Annotated in this window: 19 protein-coding genes; 11 read left to right on the plus strand and 8 right to left on the minus strand. The window is 45.8% G+C overall.

What is annotated here, in order from left to right; translation table 11 throughout:
* Positions 1–94: 94 nt before the first annotated feature.
* The 4 genes from MHI12_RS01995 to MHI12_RS02010 all read right to left on the minus strand — a co-directional run bounded on the left by MHI12_RS01995 (position 95) and on the right by MHI12_RS02010 (position 4288).
* Entirely contained in the window at positions 95–667 is a 573-nt protein-coding gene (locus tag MHI12_RS01995) for a nitroreductase (protein WP_405171357.1), read from the minus strand.
* Between the two features lie 6 nt (positions 668–673).
* Positions 674–1690, minus strand: coding sequence for an ABC transporter substrate-binding protein (locus MHI12_RS02000; RefSeq protein ID WP_405171358.1), 1017 nt, complete (start codon positions 1688–1690; stop codon positions 674–676).
* An 87-nt stretch (positions 1691–1777) separates the two neighbouring features.
* A complete protein-coding gene (locus tag MHI12_RS02005) occupies positions 1778–3361 on the minus strand; it encodes a helix-turn-helix domain-containing protein (protein ID WP_405171359.1) in 1584 nt (527 codons plus the stop codon).
* A 63-nt stretch (positions 3362–3424) separates the two neighbouring features.
* A complete protein-coding gene (locus MHI12_RS02010; protein WP_405171360.1) occupies positions 3425–4288 on the minus strand; it encodes a LysR family transcriptional regulator in 864 nt (287 codons plus the stop codon).
* A 156-nt stretch (positions 4289–4444) separates the two neighbouring features.
* Here MHI12_RS02010 and MHI12_RS02015 point away from each other — a divergent pair, with 156 nt between their 5' ends.
* Positions 4445–5506 (plus strand): alkene reductase, encoded by a 1062-nt coding sequence (locus MHI12_RS02015; protein WP_405171361.1) that lies wholly within the window; start codon positions 4445–4447, stop codon positions 5504–5506.
* Between the two features lie 41 nt (positions 5507–5547).
* Here the strand turns inward: MHI12_RS02015 and MHI12_RS02020 are convergent, their stop codons facing one another.
* Positions 5548–6834: an MFS transporter gene (locus MHI12_RS02020; protein ID WP_405171362.1), complete on the minus strand. Its 1287-nt coding sequence runs from the start codon at positions 6832–6834 to the stop codon at positions 5548–5550.
* Between the two features lie 66 nt (positions 6835–6900).
* Positions 6901–8148 carry an ATP-grasp domain-containing protein gene (locus MHI12_RS02025; protein WP_405171363.1) on the minus strand — a complete coding sequence of 416 codons (1248 nt, stop codon included), beginning with the start codon at positions 8146–8148 and terminating at the stop codon, positions 6901–6903.
* A gap of 217 nt (positions 8149–8365) precedes the next feature.
* Between MHI12_RS02025 and MHI12_RS02030 the strand changes: the two genes are divergently transcribed.
* Positions 8366–8929: a hypothetical protein gene (locus tag MHI12_RS02030; RefSeq protein WP_036673091.1), complete on the plus strand. Its 564-nt coding sequence runs from the start codon at positions 8366–8368 to the stop codon at positions 8927–8929.
* Complete coding sequence (locus MHI12_RS02035) at positions 8926–9336, plus strand: DUF2000 family protein (RefSeq protein ID WP_405171364.1); 411 nt, start codon at positions 8926–8928, stop codon at positions 9334–9336. The genes MHI12_RS02030 and MHI12_RS02035 overlap by 4 nt, the downstream gene beginning before the upstream one ends.
* 112 nt (positions 9337–9448) lie before the next feature.
* Here MHI12_RS02035 and MHI12_RS02040 read toward each other — a convergent pair whose 3' ends face one another.
* Positions 9449–10663: an MFS transporter gene (locus tag MHI12_RS02040; protein ID WP_405171365.1), complete on the minus strand. Its 1215-nt coding sequence runs from the start codon at positions 10661–10663 to the stop codon at positions 9449–9451.
* 280 nt (positions 10664–10943) lie between these two features.
* Here MHI12_RS02040 and MHI12_RS02045 point away from each other — a divergent pair, with 280 nt between their 5' ends.
* On the plus strand, positions 10944–11528 hold the full coding sequence (locus MHI12_RS02045) for a TetR/AcrR family transcriptional regulator (RefSeq protein WP_405171366.1): 585 nt from the start codon (positions 10944–10946) through the stop codon (positions 11526–11528).
* Positions 11529–11622: 94 nt separating this feature from the next.
* On the opposite strand, the gene MHI12_RS02050 is transcribed toward MHI12_RS02045, so the two are convergent.
* Complete coding sequence (locus tag MHI12_RS02050) at positions 11623–12747, minus strand: LLM class flavin-dependent oxidoreductase (protein ID WP_405171367.1); 1125 nt, start codon at positions 12745–12747, stop codon at positions 11623–11625.
* 264 nt (positions 12748–13011) lie between these two features.
* On the opposite strand from MHI12_RS02050, the gene MHI12_RS02055 reads away from it, so the two are divergent.
* From MHI12_RS02055 to MHI12_RS02085, 7 genes are all read left to right on the plus strand, one after another.
* Positions 13012–14406 carry a helix-turn-helix domain-containing protein gene (locus tag MHI12_RS02055; RefSeq protein ID WP_405171368.1) on the plus strand — a complete coding sequence of 465 codons (1395 nt, stop codon included), beginning with the start codon at positions 13012–13014 and terminating at the stop codon, positions 14404–14406.
* A gap of 207 nt (positions 14407–14613) precedes the next feature.
* On the plus strand, positions 14614–15138 hold the full coding sequence (locus MHI12_RS02060) for a pyruvate kinase (protein WP_405171369.1): 525 nt from the start codon (positions 14614–14616) through the stop codon (positions 15136–15138).
* Between the two features lie 310 nt (positions 15139–15448).
* Entirely contained in the window at positions 15449–15637 is a 189-nt protein-coding gene (locus MHI12_RS02065; protein WP_223868875.1) for an aspartyl-phosphate phosphatase Spo0E family protein, read from the plus strand.
* 242 nt (positions 15638–15879) lie between these two features.
* Entirely contained in the window at positions 15880–17703 is a 1824-nt protein-coding gene (locus MHI12_RS02070) for a sensor histidine kinase (RefSeq protein ID WP_405171370.1), read from the plus strand.
* A 5-nt stretch (positions 17704–17708) separates the two neighbouring features.
* Complete coding sequence (locus MHI12_RS02075; RefSeq protein WP_405171371.1) at positions 17709–18476, plus strand: response regulator; 768 nt, start codon at positions 17709–17711, stop codon at positions 18474–18476.
* A gap of 103 nt (positions 18477–18579) precedes the next feature.
* Entirely contained in the window at positions 18580–19875 is a 1296-nt protein-coding gene (locus tag MHI12_RS02080) for an ABC transporter substrate-binding protein (protein WP_405171372.1), read from the plus strand.
* 30 nt (positions 19876–19905) lie between these two features.
* Positions 19906–20607 (plus strand): hypothetical protein, encoded by a 702-nt coding sequence (locus tag MHI12_RS02085; protein ID WP_405171373.1) that lies wholly within the window; start codon positions 19906–19908, stop codon positions 20605–20607.
* Positions 20608–20920 lie beyond the last annotated feature (313 nt).

Consider the following 20920-nt stretch of genomic DNA (forward strand, 5'->3'; position numbering starts at 1 on the left):
AAATAACACGAACAAGGGATGTCCCCTGTCATATTCATGACTTATGGGACATCCCTTTCTTTTTTATGGTCTCGATCAATGTGCTCTAGTCCATTTAGTGATCAATGAGATGCAACAGTTGAGGGAGAGGTGTGCGAGGCTTGGGCATAGGCTGATCTTCAGCGTTAAAATACCCCATGTGAAGTGTACCTACTATTTTTTCCTCTGATGTCACACCAATGGCTTCACAGAATAGTGGACTTTCATTGAAAGGGCTTGTCTTCCATACGACGCCGATGTGTTGTTCCCAGGCGAGCAACTGTATGTTCTGGATCAGTGCCGAGGTTGCAGCAAAAGCCTCTTCCCATGCTTTGGAGGGCAGGTTGGCTGTCATAACCACAACCAGATGCACAGGTGTCTGTGCACAATAGGCCGCTCTGATTTGTTGTCCGTACTTTGCTACAAATTCAGGATTGCGTGTACTCAATACAGCACTCGCGAATGTTTCTCTGCCCTCATTCATAAACAGAATGAAGCGCCAAGGTTCCTTTTTGGAGTGAAAAGGTGCCCATATCGCGTCCTCCAGAATCTCATGAATCGTTTCCAACGGAATGGGTAGGCCATTAAATTCCTGAATCGTACGTCGTTCGATCACGGTCTGCCTAAGGCTTGTTTTGGGTTTCATCATGTCCCTCTATAACTCGAAGGAAGCAGCGATCTCATCAATGATTTTACTCAGACCGATGGGACCGTATCCTGCAAACCACAGGTTGGCATCACCGATATATACATGATCGTTCTGGACTGCATTCAGATTGGACCAGATGGATGTATCCATGATGTTATTAAGCACAACCTTGTTTTCTTCCCCTGGACGAAGAATGATAAACAGTCGATCCGGGTTCAACTCAGGCAGAATTTCCTCGGAAATTGCCACATTCCATGATCCCTGGAAATCTACACTGTCTACTGAAGCAGGGGTTAATCCCAGAGCACCAAACAGAGTGAAGTTATCATCAGGTTTAATCAATTGAAGCTGTTTATCCTGTACACGCATGTAGGCCACCGTTTCATCTTTGGCTTTTACGGCAAGCTCATCATGGGTTTGGGTCACTTTGGCATCATAGGCATCTTTGACCGCTTGGGCTTCTTTTTCTTTGCCAAGAACGGCTGCTGTTTCCATGAATCGCTCCCAGTCTCCTTTTTCTTCATTATCAAAAAGGATCGTTGGAGCAATCTTGGAGAGTTGCTCATAGTTTGCTTCATTTAACGTTTTGGAGGCCAGAATGAGATCCGGCTCAGCCTGGAGCAATGCTTCAAAATTGGGAGACTCGCCGGAACCTACGGCAGTGGTATCTTTCATCTGATCTGCCAGATATTCAGGGAATCCGAGATCGTTATACGTTACCATGGCTGTTGGTTCAATGCCGAGAGCGAGTAATTGGTCAGCAAAGACGTAGAGCATACCCGCAATTTTTTGGGGTTCGGCAGGAATTTCGATATCCCCTTTGATCGTAGAAATAGTGCGTGTATTCTCACTTCCCTGTTCAGCGGTTGAGGGCTCTGCCCCATTGGACTCGGGTGAAGCGGAGTTCCCGCTGCTCTGGGAAGTCCCACAGCCCGCAAGCATGCTGCATAGAACAAGAACGGTTATAAGGAATCGTCCTGATTTGAAAAAGGTAGAGAAGCGTTGGTTGTTAGGTAAAGACACGTTGTACACACCCTTTAACTGATTTTGATTATCATTATCAAAATAATTATAGGTGCATTCCAAATCGTAATCCATGGATATTCCTGTTTAATGCATGGACGTTTGGCTCAGGAACAATTGACTAACCCGATTCAGAAACAGATTATGAGCCAAGGAAGTATAACAGGAGTAGGGGGAGGAATCGCCCAATTCATAGACTTGATTCATACGAACCGCCTCCCATTGCTGCCAAATTGAATTTTGCATAAGCGACGCCACAGTGTGCGCACGCTCGTCTGCTTGGCCACTTGTAAACAGAATGAAGTGTTCAATATCCGACTGAACCAGCTGTTCCAGTGACATTATACGGGAATGGGATACGTGATGTAGAGCTTGGGGTACGGATAACTGCAAATCATCATAGAGTACCGTCCCCAGATTACGGTTGCCGTAGACCCGGAACTGTCCATCTTCGTATTGCGCCACAGCCACAGGGCGGTCATCGATGGCATGCTGTATACTGGAGATTTTTTGTTTGACCGATAGATCATAACGTTCCAGCCATTCTTCACCAGCTGTTATTTTACCCACGGATTGTGCAATGGAGTACATCTGTTTACGCCAATCTCCTGCAAAAGATATGGTGCAAGTGGAGGCAATATGCCGAAATAATTCGGCTTTTTTGGGCTCTTCATAATCGGTTCCTTCATACCCAATGATCAGTTCCGGGTGTGCGTTCATTAATAGTTCCAGATCAGGCTGATCTCTGCCCACTTGAATCACATTTTTGAATTCATATGATGTCCTATGGACCGGATTAATCAGTGCCGCATAAGGCTCAATACCAAGGGCAAGCAGATGCCCCGTATAGGGATGGGCAAGTGAAGCGATACGTGTTACGGAGCGATGCTTTTTAATATAAACCATGGGAGACAATCCGGTGGTTGCTTTGAATTTTCGGCTGAAATAGAATTCATCTTCATACCCGACCTGGCGGGCTGTTTGTTTGATCGTGTTGTCTGAGGCCAGTAGCAGATCACCGGCTTCCCGGATGCGTACAGCGTTCAAATATTCGATAGGGCCTTGTCCAATCATTTTTTTGAACAATCTGGAATAACGGTTGACACTCAGTCCAGCCATTTCAGCCAGTTTTTCGCGTGAGAAGTTATCCTGATAATGTGTATTGATATATTTTTGGCTCTGCTTTACCGCTTCTATTGCTGTATCTTCCTGGAATTTCTGCTTATTCTGCTTCAATAGGACAAGACACAGTTCCTGAAAGAGAATCTGACGTGCCATTCCAGCCCATGGATCTTCCTTCTGCCCACCTTCATGGATTTGAATGGCGAGAACGGGAGCTGAGGGAATAACAGCGGCAATGAATTCAAGATGTGGATCAATAACTCGCTGCATGTTGCCATCCAGTTCTTCGTTGTAGACATTGTAGGTTAAGGTGACACATTCAAAATCAGGCTGTACCTCGGTAATTGCGATACAGGTGTGAGAAGGAGGGACGGAAAGGACTTGAGGAGCGCATAAAGAGATGATTTTGTCTTCGACTTTGACGGTTAAGCTCCCTTTGATCACAACAAGCAGCGTATGATGTGGACAGGATGGAAAGGACACTTGTTCAGCATTGTTGTCGACACGCCGGGCGTCAATGAGCCTATATAAAAGATTCGTGAGTTTCATCTGATCTTCTCCTGACTGCTATGAATGTACATACTATACTGCTGCTTATAAAAGTTATCTATATCAAAACGTAATGCACTTCTGATTCAGCAGCTTCATGAATTGATCCAGCGCACTGCTGACGTACCGATCCTCACCGCGGACAAAGGTTGTCGTGGTATGGGTAAAACGATCTGCCAGATCAAATACGGAGAATTCATCCGGTTTCTTGTGAATAACGTTGCACGGCATAATGGTAAAAGCAATTCCAGACTCCACACAGCTGAGCAGGTTTTCCATCGTACTCACTTCGATGATATTACGTGCGGACAACCCTTCTTCCTGCAAAAATTCTTCGGTCATTTCACGATACGGACAGCCCTCGGGGAAAACAACCCACGATACTTGGCACAGACTTTCGGGTGGTGTATCCATCTGCTTGGAGATGATATGAACCGTGTCCTGCATCTCATATTCCACCTTCAGACCCTCCTTCACACAAGCCCCGCTGATAAAAGCACCATCAATCTCATCGTCCTGTATTTTCTTGCGCAGTACTTTGGGTGAAGTGGCGTTAACGAGTGAGATGGACACCTTTGGGTAGGTTATCTGATATTCATTCAGGATCTCCATAAAGCGGCTGGATGCCGCCGTCTCCACAATGCCGATTTTCAGCGTGCCGGAAGGCTCCCCGGGATCGTTCATATCCTGCTTCAGATCATGTAAAAGGTTGTGAATCTGTGTGGCGTACTGTACGAACTGTTCTCCTTTGGAGGTCAGTACAACGCCTTTGGGAAATCGGTTGAACAACTGGATTTGATATTCCTGCTCCAGTTTTTTGATGCGTGTAGTGACATTGGATTGTGCGTAATTCAGTTCTTTGGCGGCCTGTGAGATTTTGCCTGAACGTGCTACCGCGAGAACAATATCGATATCGGAAAGTTCCATGCTGTATCCTCCTGAAAGTGGAATAACTTCAGTTGCTTCCGCAGACGCTGATGTTAGGTATCTCTCTGAGAGATACAACTATATATTTCAATCATTTTACGATATATCAGGGTCGCCTTACAATATCCTTAAAGACGAAGAGAGTAGGGATATGACATGGATAACTTGAATACACGCTCAGTACTATTAAGCCCGGTAACGATTCACCAGTGGCAATTAAGGAACCGAATGGTGATGGCGCCGTTGACCCGGGGATTTGCTGATGATCGGGAGGGGACCGTGACGGATGAGATGGTGGCGTATTATGAGCAGCGTGCGCGTGATGGCGTGGGACTGATCATTACCGAGGGCATTAACCCGAATCTGGCAGGCAAAGGCACCTACGGCATCCCCGGTTTATATACAGATGAACAGACGACTTCTTGGAAAAGGGTAACGGATGCTGTCCACAAACATGGCGGCACTATTATTGCTCAACTGTGGCATGTCGGCAGGTTGTCCCACTCCGATCTGATCGGAACCACTCCAGTGGCACCTTCCAGCCTTGTGGCAGAGGGAAGAGTGCATAAGCTGCATAAGCCGTATCAGGTTCCCCAAGCGATGAGTACACAGGATATAGCGGATACGATTCAGCATTTTCAGACTGCTGCCCGCAATGCGGTTCTTGCGGGGTTCGACGGGATCGAGCTGCATGCTGCGCATGGGTATCTAATCGACCAGTTTATCAATGAGAAGACCAACCACAGAACAGATGAATACGGAGGAGACACTGCGGGTAGATTGCGGTTCCTGCGGGATATTATTGTGGCTGTGAAAAAAGAGATCAGTGTAGATCGCATATCGGTACGATTTTCCGAGAAAAAGGATGATGATGCATCCTATGCATGGGCAGACAAAGCTGGAATGATCGATGCATATCTGAACTTGTTCCGCGAGACGGGAATTACGATCTTGCATCCCTCAACAGATCATTATGCGAAAGCATGGGAAGGGGAGCAGTCTTTTCACGAGCGGATTCGTAGTCGGTGGGATGGAATTATCATTGGTGTGGGGGATTTGGATGTTCAGACCGCGGAGCAAGCTATCGGCATGGGAAGCATAGATCTGGCTGCGTTCGGCAGACCGTTTATCGCCAATCCAGATCTGGTACAGAGACTGCATGCGGGTCAGCAATTGATTGAGTATGATGCGAATGCACATTTGCCTGTTTTGGTGTGAAAATAAATTGAAAAAAAGGGCAGAATAGGCTGCCCTGAGGTTCAGATACTTTTGGAGTGATCCAGCGGTTTCATTTCGTTTCTTCTTGTTGAGCTTTTTTCGATATACCAGAGAATTATCATGCACAACGCATAGACCAGACTGAAAGCCAGAATAATGATCCATACACTTTCCATGTCCATGCTTTTGATGAAAATGCCTGTCAAATATGGGCTAAGTGTATAACCCAGGCAACCTACGAATAACAGCAAGCCATTAAACCGCCCCTGATGTGTATCGGGTACACGCGAAGCAATATACAGATTGATATTGGTCTGCACGAGAATCTCTCCAATGGTCCACAGCACCGTGGATAAGGCGACGATGGAAAAATGGGGGAAGGGTCTGAGCAGGTTCAAGGCTCCAAATCCGATTCCATAGAAGAGTGCACCTGTAGCTATGGAGTTTAGGGCAGTTAATTTGCGTGTAGCGGACAGGATCACGGTGGTAAGAATAATGACGCTAATGGCATTGATGGTCATGACAGAGCCGTAATAGGCTGCCCCGTTCTCGCCAAACGAGTGATTCATCTGGAGTGGGAGGCTGAATGAGTATTGCATATAGATAAAATAGTTAAGAAATGACACAACGATGAAGAAGGCAACGAGTGGATTTTTCAGTAGTAGTCTGAATAACGGCGAAGGCGGTTGGCTCAATCGTTGTTGTTCTTGTTGTTGTCCAGCATGTTCGCTGTTTGTTGATGCCAATTCCTTGCGTGTGCCGATCTTAACCTGGTTGATGATGATAAAGGTAGATATCAGAAACACGGTACCGATACTTATAAAGACAATGTTGACGTGATCTTTGATAAAAAAACCGGCGACCAGTGGTCCGATGGCTATACCCAGATTGGCCCCCAGATACATGAGGGAAAAGGCGGACTTTCGCTCTTTCTCCTCCGTACATAGTTGAATAATCAGTGCATTATATGCAGGCCGGGTAATACTGATGAAGAACATGACTGCAATCAGAAGATAACCAACGGTAATGGTGCCTGACCAAAAAGAGCAGCTTATAATCATGATGGCAGACAACACTTGCCCGATGACAATAATTGTTTTTTTGCCCATAATATCGCTTAAATAGCCGCCAAGAAGTACACCGGGTCCGCTAATCAGGGCTGCCATGGACACAAAGATCCCTGCACTGACCACATTCATGCCCATCTGTAACGTAAGCACCAAGGTAATCAGGGAGAATACAAAATCTCCCGTGCTGTTAATCGTTCTGGCTAAACAGAGATAATAGATATCGCGGCTCAGACCCGCGTAGGTTTTGAATAACGACAATAATTCCAGCCCTCCCCAAGATAACCGTCACTCCAGACCAAAAACGGTGAGGATCATCCGTACATCTTATACAGTTTCAGTTTCAGCAACCGTCACTTCAATCTTGAAGCGATCATACATATCCAGCAGGGTTTGGCGCAATTCTTCAAACGAATCACCCTCCACGATGGCAAATCCTGATCGGGTCATGGTATCGTTTACGTCCCCGGCGCGCTGTCCCACTTGATAGGATACATTGAACTCAACGATGCCAGGGATATCCGCATAATCCTCTATCCCGGATATGTGTTGAATTACCCCTGCGCGTGAAGGGAAGCAGATCATGCCTGTGAATTTATGGCTCGTCTCCTGTTGCTTAAATTCATATATTCCAACTTCCAGATCAGTGACGGCTTCGAAGAAATCAACGCCATGGGTGTTCTTGATACAAGGAGGCATAACATGTGATCCCCCGATTCTTGCACCAATTTCCCCAAACACCACTTCTCCTTCCGGAGTCAGAAAAAGCTCGGCATGTGTTACGGATTGATTGATACCCAAGGCAGCAATGACCTGTTCATTGATTTCTTTGATGTGATGGATAAAATCAGCTTCCTTGCCTTCAGGGAACGTAATGCTGGCCGGAGGTTTCTGCTTCGTCGCAATATCCAGGCAGTTATACAGGTATTGGGACACGGATGCAAATACAACCTTGCCCTTGGACACAATGGAATCACAATGAAACTCCGTACCGTGGATGAATTCCTCCAGCAAATCCCTTTGCTGTGCTTGTCTTGTATGGTGTAGATAATGTACCAGTTCATCCATGCTGGATAATTTGAACGTATTGATACTTCCATATCCGCTAAGTGGCTTCACAATAATCGGAAACCCGTGTACAGCAGTGAAACGAATATAGTCCTGTTCATGTAGAGCAATGGCAATTTCGGATGTCCGAATTCCGCGTTGATGCAGCATTTGTTTCATGATCCATTTATTGCGAACAGCCTCAGCCTGATTGCGCTGCATACCGGGGATTCCAAACTCGGAACGGAGTTGACCACCGATCTCAATCGCATTCTCACCCGGCGTTAACAAAGCAGAGATGGAATGGGATTCTCGGATCTGCATCATATGCTCCCGGATGGCATCTACGGACTCCAGATGATCGACATATCTAATTTCATCAAAGAAGTCCCTGAGGACCTCTTCATGATGCAAATTATGCCGTTCAATAATCAGAATTTTCTTGTGATCCACCAATTTCTGCAAAGGTTTAACGAAGTTTAATCCAGTTGGAAGCCTGAAATCAGATATGTATACAATGGTTTTCATAAGGTCTCGTATATCCCCTTTCAACAAAATACTAAAAATAGTAAAAATTCATTTCATAACATTATAGCTCAATATTTTCCATTTTGAATACACCTTTTGGTTAAAAATATGAACCATAATACATATTTATGTTGCGTTAAAGTGTTAATTGACAATAGGAATTTTTTGGTATACGATCTTTAGCGGATTAGAAATAAAAAGGAGGAAATAGAAATAAATGGAGATCGTTAAAGAGAAATATGCCATACTGGGAACGCTGGGAGACGATGAAGGATTCCTGACTTGCAGCATGCATATCGCGAAGAAATTAGGCAACTCGGAACGTATCAAGCCATACCCTGAATTTGAAGCGGCTGCGGAAGACTTGAGATCAGGGATCATATCCTGCTTACTGGTCCCCGGGGCGTATCCCAAGCTCAACAGCTTCATCATGGATTCTGAACTAGCGGTGTCTGAGAGCTTTGTGGAGAAAATTCCTGCGCTGGTTCTATCCGGCTTCCATGCGGTATGTCCCGATCAGATCGATATTATCTATCATCATCCAGCAACCACATACTTGTTATCTGAACTTGATACAACCTATAGAGAGAACAGCACCGTATCGTCCAACCCTGAAGCTTGCAGGAAGGTCATGCACAACACGGAGAAGTCCATTGCGCTCACGAATCAGCTATGCGCTGATCATTACGGGCTTGTGACCTACAAAGTATTGCGTGAGGGAATCAATATGCCATGGGTATGTTTTACACAAAATACACAGAGGGTGAATACAGTCATATGAAAAGAATTGCTATTATACTGGATAAAAATCTGGAACCTGGCGCCGCCGCTAATGTGGCTGCCCTGTTAATGGGACAAGCAGCCATGAATGAGCCAGGGTTATATTCTGATCAACCTGTGCTGGATCATAGCGGTGTTCAGCATGCGGGCATCCGATATAGCACTGTCATTTTGAAGGCCGGGGAGAATCAACTGATCAATCTGGCCAAACTCTGCTCAGATGACAGCGGGGGACTGAGCCATGTTGTTTTTTCACAGACAGGCCAATCGCTCAACAATGCCTTTGAACAATATGCAGTTGAGATTGCTTCGATGGAATTGGAAGCTACCAAAGTGGTAGGTGTCATTGTATGGGGCGAGGATGATCAAGTTAGGGCAGCGACCAAAAAATTTAGTGTCATGAAATAAGGGAAAAGGGCAGAAGCGGATCTTTAGAGATCACTCTGCCCTTCTTTATATATGAAAGAATTGTTATAGAGGTTGTTCTCGGTACTGAAAACCGACCTTTTTGAACACTCACTTATAGATGTTTGCTGGCAACGGCAGCTTTCTTTTCCGTAAAGTAATACACCAAAGCGAGCAGCGGCATGATCATGCCAATCAGCGTTGTAAGATTCCAGCCTCCGTTAGCATAAGACCAGCTTCCAAGGGAAGAACCGATCGCACCGCCAACAAAAAAGATCGACATGAATATACCATTCACGCGCCCTCTTGCTTCATTTCCTAGCGAATAGATGATGCGTTGACCCAGCACCAGATTTCCCGAGACAGCCATATCCAATGTGATCGCTACGATCACAAGCAAGATCAATGCAAATGTGGAGTGGCTCTGGAACACATAAGCAAGACCGAACGAAGCAACAGCGATCACCATGGCAGCACCCGTCAGAATACGTGTTAGTCCGCGATCAGCCAGTCTCCCGGCGATAGGAGCGGCAATAGCACCTCCGACACCAGCCAGTGCGAACCAGGCGATTCCTTGCTGTGACATGTCAAAATCGTTAGCGAGCCTGAGCGGAACCGTGGTCCAGAACAAGCTGAAAGCACCAAACAGGCTGGCCTGATAGAACGCCCGGCGGCGCAGCAGCGGCATCGTTCTGAACAGTGTGCCCAAGGACACGATTAATTGCCCGTATCTCAAGGTGGGTTCAGGCTGGCGAGCAGGAAGAGCACGTGATAGGAGCAGCATTAGAAGTGTTATGACAATGGCGGAGAATACAAAGACCGTCTGCCATCCGAAGAGGCTGGTGATAAAGCTTGCGACAGGACGAGCCAGCATGATGCCCAGCAACAGACCACTCATTACATTGCCGACAACTCGTCCGCGCTGTTCCTCGGAAGTAAGATACGTTGCATAGGGCACCAGAATCTGAGCGACAACAGAACCTATGCCAATGAACAAAGAGGCAGTCAGAAATACAACAGCGGTGGGCGAGAAAGCCGCAGCAATCAGGGCAACAACCAGTACGATGAGGAAAAGAACGACCAGGCGTCGATTCTCGGTAATGTCACTGAGCGGCACGATGAATAACAAACCAATGACATAACCAATCTGAGTCAACGTTACGATCAATCCGGCAGCGGCAGAAGACAGCCCCGTTGTCATGCTGATCGGACCGATAACGGTCTGAGCATAATACAGGTTTGCCACAATCAGTCCACAAGCGGATGCCAGCAAAAAAATAATCCAGGTGGGCACAGGTGCCTTCTTCACTTGTTGCCTCATATCCATCATAATCATCCTCCACAGTTCTAAATTGGTATTCCCAATAAACAGGTGATATTTAAAAACATTAATTACTAAACGGTGTGTTCACTAATTACAAATATATAATAAACTAAACGTATAGTATTGTAAATAGGCTCTACATATTTAATGAGAATTTAAATGAGGATAAAAAGGTGCGTGGTGGATGGAATTGTGTGTACTCATGGCAGTTTAGTATAATGAACGTATCGTTTTTATGAATATTACTGATGATTACATATATTTTTTACATCCAGGAGGGCTCAAGATGACTGCCAAAAGAGGACGTCCACGTAACATGGAAACCCAGAATGCCATTCTTACAGCATCGTATGAGTTGTTGTTGGAACACGGATTCGGGGCGGTTACAATCGAGAAGATTGCTGAACGTGCACAGGTGAGCAAAGCCACTATCTACAAATGGTGGCCGAACAAAGGCGCTGTCATCATGGACGGATATATGTCTGCCGCAACGGCAAGATTGCCAGTGCCGGATACAGGCTCGGTATTGGAGGATATACGCATACATGCGAGTAATCTGGTTCGTTTTTTGACTAGTCGGGAAGGAAAAGTGATTACACAGATTATTGGGGAAGGGCAGTCGGATGAAGGGCTTGCCGAAGAATACCGTACAAGATACATCCAGCCACGTCGGCGTGAAGCTCGGGGAATTCTGGAGAAGGGTGTGGAGCGCGGTGAATTGAAGAGTGGAATAGACATTGGACTGTACATTGATCTGATCTATGGGCCTGTGTTCTATCGTATGTTAGTAACGGGGGAAGCGATGGATGATGCGTTTGTAGATGTGATGCTCCGTTCATTGTTTGAAGGCATTCAGTCCAAGGAGATATAGGGATAGTCGCGATACAAGTGGGAGGAAGAGGGAAGAGGGCGATTCGTAGGAATCACCCTGGAAGGAGCACATGTATATTGTACGTGGGAGATTATTAGACCTGGAATATAGGTGAGATGGCTGTGGGCCATGAGTCTGTAACATTAGAGGAAAGGGAGGATGAGTGCTGGGTTAACACCGGGGGTTCATTCCATACCGAACTGGGCAGTTCGCGGCGTAATACAGGGGCAACTTCCTTGGCAAAACGCTCCACTTGCTCCAGCTGCTCGCTATGCGTCAGTCCATCTACGCTGATACTCAGCACCTGATGTCCGTAAGCGGCATGATAGTCCAGAATTTTCTCAATGACCTGCTCCGAACTGCCGATTAACGCAGGGCCTCGTGCAATGTTATCCTCCAGATCGGTGAAGGGAGACTGATTATGCTGTGCGGCGGCAGTGGCATGGAACGCTTCATAATATGGCTTATAGCGGCGGATTGCTTCTTCACCCGTATCCGCAAGATAGAGACTCCCGGCACCAGAGCCAATCACTGCTTGCTGCGGATCATGACCATAATACTCGAGGCGCTCCCGATAATGATCAATTAACGCTTTGTATTTGGCTTGCGGATGGAAAGAGTTCGACGTAAAGAGAGGCTCGCCATATTTGGCAGCGAGTTCGGTCGAGACCGTGCTGGACGCGCTACCATGCCAGATCGGGATGGATTGCTGAAGCGGCCTGGGCCACGTGGTCACTCCCTCAAGAGGAGGGCGATACGTTCCCTGCCAGGTTACATTCTCTTCAGACCAAAGCCGTTTTAGCAGATGGTAGCGTTCATCGAGTGAATCCCACTGTTCCTCTTCGCGGATGCCAAACAGCGGATAGTGCCGAGGGTCATTGCCTTTCCCGATGATCATCTCCAGCCGTCCGCCCGATAATTGATCCAGCGTGGCATAATCCTCGGCAACCCGGACTGGATCAAGTATACTAAGAACAGTGACGGTGGTTAGTAACCGAATGCGTGTGGTTGCTGCGGCTATTGCGGTTAATACGACAGGTGGCGAGGAAGATAAAAAAGGCGCACCGTGTCGTTCACCGATTCCATAAGCATCGAAACCCAGTCGTTCAGCCAGCTTTGCTTGCTCTAATATATTGTGGAATTTCTGCTGAGTCGTCAGAGCTTCCCCGGTTACGGCATTAGGCAGATTCATCATGAGACTAAACAAGGCAAATTTCATCTGACCTTCTCCTTGAACTGAATTGATAATATCTGTGTCGTATAATCCTATTGAAATACTAGGATATGTAAGTTGGATTAAATGTATCACGTTCTCACGGATTCTTCTAATGGATTTTTTCTATAAGCAGGAACAATCAGGCTTCATTGCATAAATGTGAAGGGAATTGCCACGATTTTTATTGACCGCTGTAAAATTTAGGATTAAAATTGTGCTTATCATATAAATTCAAAATTATGGATTTTCATTGTGGAGGTGGGATACATGGAACCTACAACTACGATACGCTCATATATTGAGGACTACATCAGGAAACAGGGGTACACCCTGCAGTATTTTGCCGATATATCGGGAGTTAACGCTGGAACGCTTAGCGCAATTATTAAGGGGACTCGGCCCATCGCTATGGCGCAACTGGATCTGATTACCCAAGGCATGAAGCTGGAAGAGGGGTATTTCTACGAGATTTATGGGGCTGAATGTTTCGTGGAATCGGCACCTCATTGGAGGAGACTGGAACCATTCCTGCAACGCTGTGCTGAATTGGACAAGCTGGAATGTATTCATAAGGTTATCCAGGAAGTGACGGATGATCGCTCGTATATCTCGGAGTTGTTCGAGATGGCGGAAGGCATGCTTGAACGTGGACAGACGAAGGCTGCACGGATGTTGTACGAATGTGTGGCGGAGTGTGAGAAATATCAACACTCGGAACGTCTGGCTCTGTGCCAGTATCGCATCTTCACGTTATCTCTCGGTCAGGACCAGCATGATAACCTGCGGGCCGCTGTTCACTTTGAGCCATATATTAATCGGTTGGATGAGGAACGGCAGTTGGATGCGATTAGGGAGTTGGCTAATACATATGGTGGGATATGTCACTGGGATAAAGTGTTCCAGTTAGCTGAAGAACTGTTGCAACGGGTCAAATTTTTGGAACAATACAAAAATAAAAAAAAGGGATTGGAGTTTATTAGAGCCTCCAAACACCCGTTATTTACTTATAAATACTATGCTTACTTATTAATTGCAACAGTATGGGGAGAACGTAAAGAGTATGAAAAGGCACTAGAGTATACTTCGTTCTATTCAAATATTATTATTGAGGACCCTACTTCAGAGGATCAAGAATTTGTTGAAAGATACAAAGATTGGGCTGAAGTTAATACTTATCTGTACAAATTGATGATGGGTGATTATGATTCACTAAATTCCTATTTAGATTTTATTGAAGAGAATGAAAATGAAACCCTTCTTGGTCTGGTTAAGGTTATGGAAGCGGCTAATTTATATAATTTGAATGTTGACCACGCCCTAAGAAGATTCGACCTATATATTCATATGTTATATGAAGATCGTAAATATGAGAGTAGTTATAATGATCAAATAAAGGATGATAGATATACTAAATTTTGGGCTGAATTAGCATTCTATCAGTTATCCAAAGAAAGATATCATGAAGGATTTAGGAACCTACTTACCTGTCTGAAATCTGCCCATAAGATCAAAGATGACTCTACCATAATTTATTGTGTGGGTTTATTTGAAGAATACAGAGTTCAGGCTTCTGATTCAGTAGAGTACCAATATACAAGTCTTATCAAGGAGGTTTACGGTCGATATGATAAAAAAAGCAAAATTAGTATTAACACTGTTTAGTTCGTTCATCATGTTCTCTAGTTTAACTGGCGGTATAAACTCTATTATAAATGCAGTTTTTAATCACGGTTTGGGAGGATACTAGGGCTTAATCAGTCAGTTAATTAAGGTCCCACACTAACATGCGTCTTATTTCCGGGATATGGAGATGGGACGCTTATTTGTACTGTCTATGTAGATCATTCATAACGAAAAGAGGATTTATCATTGCATATTGATATTCAGAAGCTTTACGACAAATATATAACGTTGAACATCCCTAATCCATTCACTTTAGAGCAAATTCATGATCGACTAACCAAGAAATACTACGCTGAGAAGGTGGATTTAGAAGAGTTTTCCGACTTACGCAACGACCCTCATGCGGGATTTGATCAGGCGGTTGCAGCTTATGTATTTAAGGATGAGAGGGGAACCAAGCAATTAATTAGCCTGAACAAGGATGAGGATATCCATGAGCCACTGGAATTTGCATGGATAATCAATTCCACTGTGCGAGGATTTTCTCTTCTATTAACTCTTGAAATCGATGTATTTTATGGGATGGAAGAGAGTGAGATGACTCTTGGCAATCAATGTTTTGAGGAATATCTGATCTTACTCTATTTAACAGGTTACATTAAGTTTGAGAATGACTCCTTCATTAATCTATTGCGTGCTCGTTATCGAGAGGGCTACAGACTTCGTTATTTTGGTATGCAGAACGGTGATGAAAATTACCTATACAAATAGATTACTTTTCGATAAATTTATTAACTTCTCGCGTGAGAAAGGTGCAAGAGATACTTAGGATAAAATGGATAATATGTCCATAACGTACTTTGACGGTAAAGGAATCGTGTATCCTCGAATACGATATGTAGACATGTTATAATTTTCTTTGCCCACATCTTGTAGAAAAGAAGAGACGTCAACTCTCTATGCAAATTGCTTGATGTTGAAAGTATCTCTATGTAAATAAACATTTTATTCTGCAAAGGAATATAATATGAATTTTTTGGCAATGTATCCTAAAATGTTATACAAAGAGGGGGTGCATGCTGTGAGTGAACCGGTACAGATCACAGATAAAATCGAACGGAACAGGCAAGAGTTGAGTCGTTTGGCGGAGAATCATGGCATGCAGGACAACCAAGTCCTCCGACAGTCCATGGTACTGGACGAGCTTATTAATGAATATAATCGATTCAAATATAAAAGCCATCTTAGGAACAGACAACCGATTGCATAATGCAGTCGGTTTTTTGGTCTAAATAGTGTTCTATAGAAATAGCGTAGTCGACTGTAGCGATACAGTCGGCTTTTTTGCGTTCACCCTGAAACCTATGCGGATAACTTGAAATTCCGTACCAATTCCAGGATTGGCAGGATAGCGAATGATCATTAAAACTGGATATGATGACCCCAGTTATATCCAGATTGATCTGTGAAGGGGGCTCATACAATGATCGGGAGAGGGAGGGATGAACGGAAATGATGGACAAGGTACGCATTTTTTTCGGAAAAAACGTAAACCTGCGCACCAAGTTGCTCCTGTTGTTCCTGGCGCTGACGTTGCTGCCGCTAGGCTTGCAGGGAGTGATGAACTACAAGCATTTCTCGCAGACGATGGATCGCAAGACCGAGCAGTTCACCATTGAACTGGTTCGCCAGATTAACGCCAATTTGAATCGGTTGCTGAAGGACTTTGAGCGGTTGTCGCTCTTGCCGCTTTACGATCAGATGGTGCTTGGCATTCTGGGCAAATACAATGCTTCAATGGGATCGGGTACGTGGGCGAGGTCTGAGGATTATCTGAAAATGAAGCTTTACACATCGGGTCAAGCTTATGACCGGCCCGAGATTCGGGGAATTCATCTGATTAGCAACAGCGGTATTTTGTTCTCCAATCTCGATTCGCTGGCGGTCAAGCCGGTATGGGACAGCAGGCAGGATGATTGGTTTGCAGAGCTTGAAGACTCGGAAGGGACATGGCGCCTGCTTCCTCCGCATGAACCTGGCTATTACACGGGCGGTCAGCAAGAATCGTATATATCGGTGGGCAGAGTGCTTCGAGATCCGGGTACGCTCCAGCGATTGGGGTACATTCTGATTGATATCCGTCTGGAGGCCTTCGGTCAACTGTTATCCAATCTGAATTATGAGCAAGATGCAAGCCTGATGATTGTAGACAGCAAACAGCGTCTGCTGTTCGAACGGACCTCAACTGGAGGAATGTCTGCGTACGACCAATTGCTAATGCAGGGACAGCTTCAAAACTATGCAGGAAACCAAAAAGTTGTTCTGGATGGGCAGCCCTATCTCTATGTACAACACCATTCCAGCTATTCTGGGCTTTCGGTGATCAGTCTTACACCTATTGCCGTGATTCAAAAGGAGTCGGGTGAGATGCTCACCTTTACAATATGGTTCGCAGTGTTATGTATGGCGGGTATAGCGATTCTGGCGGTTCTGTTATCTTATCGTATCACCCGGCCACTGATTCGACTGAAGCACCACATGATTCGGGTAGAGCAGGGAGATTTTAGCCAGCGTGTAGCACACTTCAGCAGTGATGAATTCGGACAGATTAGCCGGGGCTTTAACCGAATGATGGAAGAGATTCATCGACTGTTCAATGAGGTGTTTCTGCTGGGCATTCAAGAGCGGGAGGCAGAGTTGTCAGCGTTACAAAGCCAGATGAATCCCCATTTTATATACAACACGCTGGAGTCCATTAACATGATGGCCATTCGCCAGAAGCATGCTGAGGTGTCAGACATGGTGACTGCGCTTGGCAAGCTGCTGCGTTATACGATTGATAAGGTGGACCGGATGGTTCCACTTGGAGAAGAACTTGCTTTTGTACAATCCTATGTACGCATTCAGCAGGTACGTTACGACGGCAAGTTAAAGATTATCTATGATATCGAAGAAGCAATAACGGAGTATTTGATTCCCAAGCTGGTACTGCAACCGCTGGTGGAGAATGCAGTCTACCATGGCATTGAAGGGCAGGAAAATGGAGGAGTAATCTGGGTATCTGCCTTGAAATTCGACCACGAGCTGCTGATTAGTGTACGAGACAACGGTAAGGGTATGACTCAGGCAAAGATTGACGAGTTAAATGAGTCCATATCAAAACAGCCTTCCAATGAGGCATTACGTTGCCATGCCGGTGATAGTCTGGGGCTTAACAATATCGCCCAGAGGCTTCGCCTTATATATGGAGAAGGCGGCAGCCTAAGCATTGATGGAAGTCCCGGGCAGGGACTGGTGGTCACGATATCCATTCAACTTCTACCGAAAGGGGATTGAAGCGCATGTATAAAGTATTGCTTGTAGAGGATGAGACGGTCATCCGTCAGGGACTAAGGGAGCTGATCGTACAAGCGTCTTCTCAGTTTCAGGTAACGGGCGAAGCGTCGAGCGGTACCGAAGCGCTGGATTTTCTGAGATGTGAGGTGCCGGATGTGTTAATCACGGATATTCGTATGCGTGAAATGGACGGATTAACTTTGGTAAGCAAAGCAAGAGACATGTATCCTGAATTGCTAATGCTCATCATTAGCGGCTATGGCGAGTTTGAATATGCACGCAGAGCGATGGAGTTTGGGGTGTTGAACTACCTGTTGAAGCCAATCGATCGTTATGAACTGGCATTATGCATACAAAAGATTCAATTGCTGCTGGATCGCAGATACGGTATTACAACTATTTCTATCCCTGAGCCATCTGGGAAAATAGAACACGCTGGTGGAGATACACGGAAGATTATCCGAGATGTGAAGGAGCACATCAAGCAACATCCCGATGGAGATCTGAGACTTCAGACGATAGCAGATCTTGTTAACTTGAACCCTACTTATTTAAGCCAGTTGTTCAAGAACGAAATAGGCATCAATTATTCGGAATACATCACGGAGGCACGTATGGAGCGGGCCAAGTGGTTGCTGATTAACACGGGTCTCAAAATCTATGATGTGGCACGGTTATCCGGGCATCAGAGCCCGAAACACTTCATGCTGGTGTTCAAGCAGCAGGTGGGATGGACCGCAGGAGAATATCGAGACCGATTCAGTATCTCTTGAAAAACCATACCATTTCTGTAGTTGACGTGATTTAAGGGGGAACGATGCTTTCGTTATACTTTGGTTGCACATGTATACCACGACGTCCATAAGGGGGATTTCCATGAAAAAAGCAGGACTGATACTGGTGTTTATACTCATGATGATGGCTTCAATCGCGTGCACAAGCTCCAATTCCGGCAGTGAATCTGGGGGTGCAAGCGGAGAGAATGGAGAGGTCGAGCTGAAGTTCATGATGTGGGGCAATCAGGCTCATATGGATGTGTACAACAAGTTGATCGATGACTTCACAAAGGAAAATCCAGGCATCAAAGTAACGATGGAATCCGTACCTTTCGCAGAATACCAGCAAAAAATTTCGGTGCTTGCCGCCGGAGGCTCTCTTCCTGATCTTGCCTGGGTATCGGAGCGAATGGTGCCACAATTCAAGTCCAATCACATTCTGGCCGATGTATCCGAGTTCAAGGATGATGCACAGTTTAAGCTGGATGATTATATTCCAAGTACATTGGATTTGTTCCGTGATGGCGATGAACTGCTGGGACTACCTTTTTCTACACCGCCGGTGGTCATGTTTTACAATAAAATGCTATTCGACCAAGCTGGCCTGACTGATCCAAACACACTTGCCACCCAAGGACAATGGACATGGAAACAGTTCGAAGAGTCTGCCAAAGCCATTACCAGCAAGGATGCGACCAACCGAGTCTATGGTGCCAACTTTTTTCGCGATTGGAAGACCTGGGCGGTTCTCTCCTCCTACTCTTGGTCCAATGGAAGCGGTCCATTCGATGAAGGTATGACAAAGTTCACCTGGAACGATGACTATGGCGTAAAGACCTTTAAATTGCTGGAACGCATGATGTTCACCGATGAATCACACCCGAAGGCGGGCGAGCAGGTCAGCTTTGATGCGGGTAATGTGGGCATGTTCTTTGATAATTACAGCTACGTCTCCAAAGCAAGGGAGATTACGGATTTTGAATGGAGCATCGCTCCTATGCCTTCCGGCTCTCAAGGCAGTGTGCCGATGCTGGGGCAGGCCGGATATGCCATGTTCAACGACAGCAAACATCCAGAGGAAACGAAGAAACTCTTGAAGTATTTTGCCAGTGAGCAGGGGATTCAGGCGACAGCCACCTACTTTGTGCCTCCGCGTACCTCTGTTCTGAACTCAGATGCATTCATTCTTCAGCCGAATAACCCGAGCAAAGAGCATATCGTGCAGGCCGTCATTGATGAAATGCCAAAAGCGCGCTTAATTCCCGGTCATATCCGTTGGCAGGATATCGACAATGCGGTATTGCAGGGATTTGACCGACTGTTTGCAAAGACAGCGACAGCTGAGGATAACCTGAAAAAAATGCAGGAAGAGATCCAAAGTGTGTTGCAACCCTAAATCATTCAATCGAAACCGGAGGTGAGAACGATGGGCAAATTCAAAGAGTTACTTGAACGGAAACCGCTGTCGCTGGTGGTCAGCCTGCCTGAGAATGATATTGCTTTGGCTCGGGCAGCCATGGAAGAGGGCGCTGATGCACTGAAGGTGCATTATAATGTCGGTCATCGCGCCAGCGGGAATCATTTTGGTCCATTGGACATGTACGCCGAGGTGTTTCGGGCGATCCGCAGTGAGTTTGGTGGTCCGCTTGGGGTCGTACCTTCTGGCAGTATTGATGGAGCAAGGCGAGAGGATGTGGAGCGTCTTGGGGGGCTGGGCTTTAATTTCTATTCCATCTATGCACATGACTTGCCATCTTTCATGTTGAATGACTTGGGGCTGGACCCAACGTTTGCGATCAATGAAGAATATGATGCTTCCCTCGTAACATCGGCAGCACACTTCGGCTTCAGCGCTCTGGAGGCATCCATTGTACCTGGAAAAGAATATGGTACACCGCTCAGCTTTGCGGATGTGCTCAAGTATCGCCGTCTGGTCTTGCAAGCCCAGATACCGGTATTGGTTCCTTCCCAGCGAAAGCTGGTGCCGGAGGATGTTCGGGTGCTGCGCGATACCGGGGTAAAGGCGATCATGCTTGGGGCGGTCGTGACAGGCAACACGGAGGAACAGTTGCGAAGGGCTGTGAACGGGTTCCGTAATGCGGTGGACAGTCTGAACCGTCGGGATTAATCAGTTGAAAGTCACGTGTATCACGGGGCACCCCATGTTAGCATTCATTCGTTCTAACGAATCGAGGACATGTTATTCGCGTCCATTTGTACGGATCTGAAGTTTAAGGAATCAGAGAGACGTTATTTCGTCCATTTGGTCGATTTTTAAGGTTCTGAAGACGTTTTATGGAGATATAACATGACTGAGATTCGTTACACGGTGCATTCTTTAAAAATCTGCCTTATAAGATGCGGTAGATTCGTTAGCGATTTGGAGCGAGGGGATCATTCCTTTTGAATCAGCCCCTTATACAGAATCGTCGCAGAGTTCA

Origin of the sequence: Paenibacillus sp. FSL H8-0280 (genome assembly GCF_045040665.1) — a bacterium.
Lineage (GTDB): Bacteria > Bacillota > Bacilli > Paenibacillales > Paenibacillaceae > Paenibacillus > Paenibacillus xylanexedens_A.

Excerpts from the sequence above, each read along its gene's own strand:
- MHI12_RS01995 (WP_405171357.1), bottom strand. The coding sequence starts at position 667 with ATGATGAAACCCAAAACAAGCCTTAGGCAGACCGTGATCGAACGACGT.
- MHI12_RS02005 (WP_405171359.1), bottom strand. The coding sequence starts at position 3,361 with ATGAAACTCACGAATCTTTTATATAGGCTCATTGACGCCCGGCGTGTC.
- MHI12_RS02010 (WP_405171360.1), bottom strand. The coding sequence starts at position 4,288 with ATGGAACTTTCCGATATCGATATTGTTCTCGCGGTAGCACGTTCAGGC.
- MHI12_RS02015 (WP_405171361.1), top strand. The coding sequence starts at position 4,445 with ATGGATAACTTGAATACACGCTCAGTACTATTAAGCCCGGTAACGATT.
- MHI12_RS02025 (WP_405171363.1), bottom strand. The coding sequence starts at position 8,148 with ATGAAAACCATTGTATACATATCTGATTTCAGGCTTCCAACTGGATTA.
- MHI12_RS02030 (WP_036673091.1), top strand. The coding sequence starts at position 8,366 with ATGGAGATCGTTAAAGAGAAATATGCCATACTGGGAACGCTGGGAGAC.
- MHI12_RS02035 (WP_405171364.1), top strand. The coding sequence starts at position 8,926 with ATGAAAAGAATTGCTATTATACTGGATAAAAATCTGGAACCTGGCGCC.
- MHI12_RS02040 (WP_405171365.1), bottom strand. The coding sequence starts at position 10,663 with ATGATGGATATGAGGCAACAAGTGAAGAAGGCACCTGTGCCCACCTGG.
- MHI12_RS02045 (WP_405171366.1), top strand. The coding sequence starts at position 10,944 with ATGACTGCCAAAAGAGGACGTCCACGTAACATGGAAACCCAGAATGCC.
- MHI12_RS02050 (WP_405171367.1), bottom strand. The coding sequence starts at position 12,747 with ATGAAATTTGCCTTGTTTAGTCTCATGATGAATCTGCCTAATGCCGTA.
- MHI12_RS02055 (WP_405171368.1), top strand. The coding sequence starts at position 13,012 with ATGGAACCTACAACTACGATACGCTCATATATTGAGGACTACATCAGG.
- MHI12_RS02070 (WP_405171370.1), top strand. The coding sequence starts at position 15,880 with ATGATGGACAAGGTACGCATTTTTTTCGGAAAAAACGTAAACCTGCGC.
- MHI12_RS02075 (WP_405171371.1), top strand. The coding sequence starts at position 17,709 with ATGTATAAAGTATTGCTTGTAGAGGATGAGACGGTCATCCGTCAGGGA.
- MHI12_RS02080 (WP_405171372.1), top strand. The coding sequence starts at position 18,580 with ATGAAAAAAGCAGGACTGATACTGGTGTTTATACTCATGATGATGGCT.
- MHI12_RS02085 (WP_405171373.1), top strand. The coding sequence starts at position 19,906 with ATGGGCAAATTCAAAGAGTTACTTGAACGGAAACCGCTGTCGCTGGTG.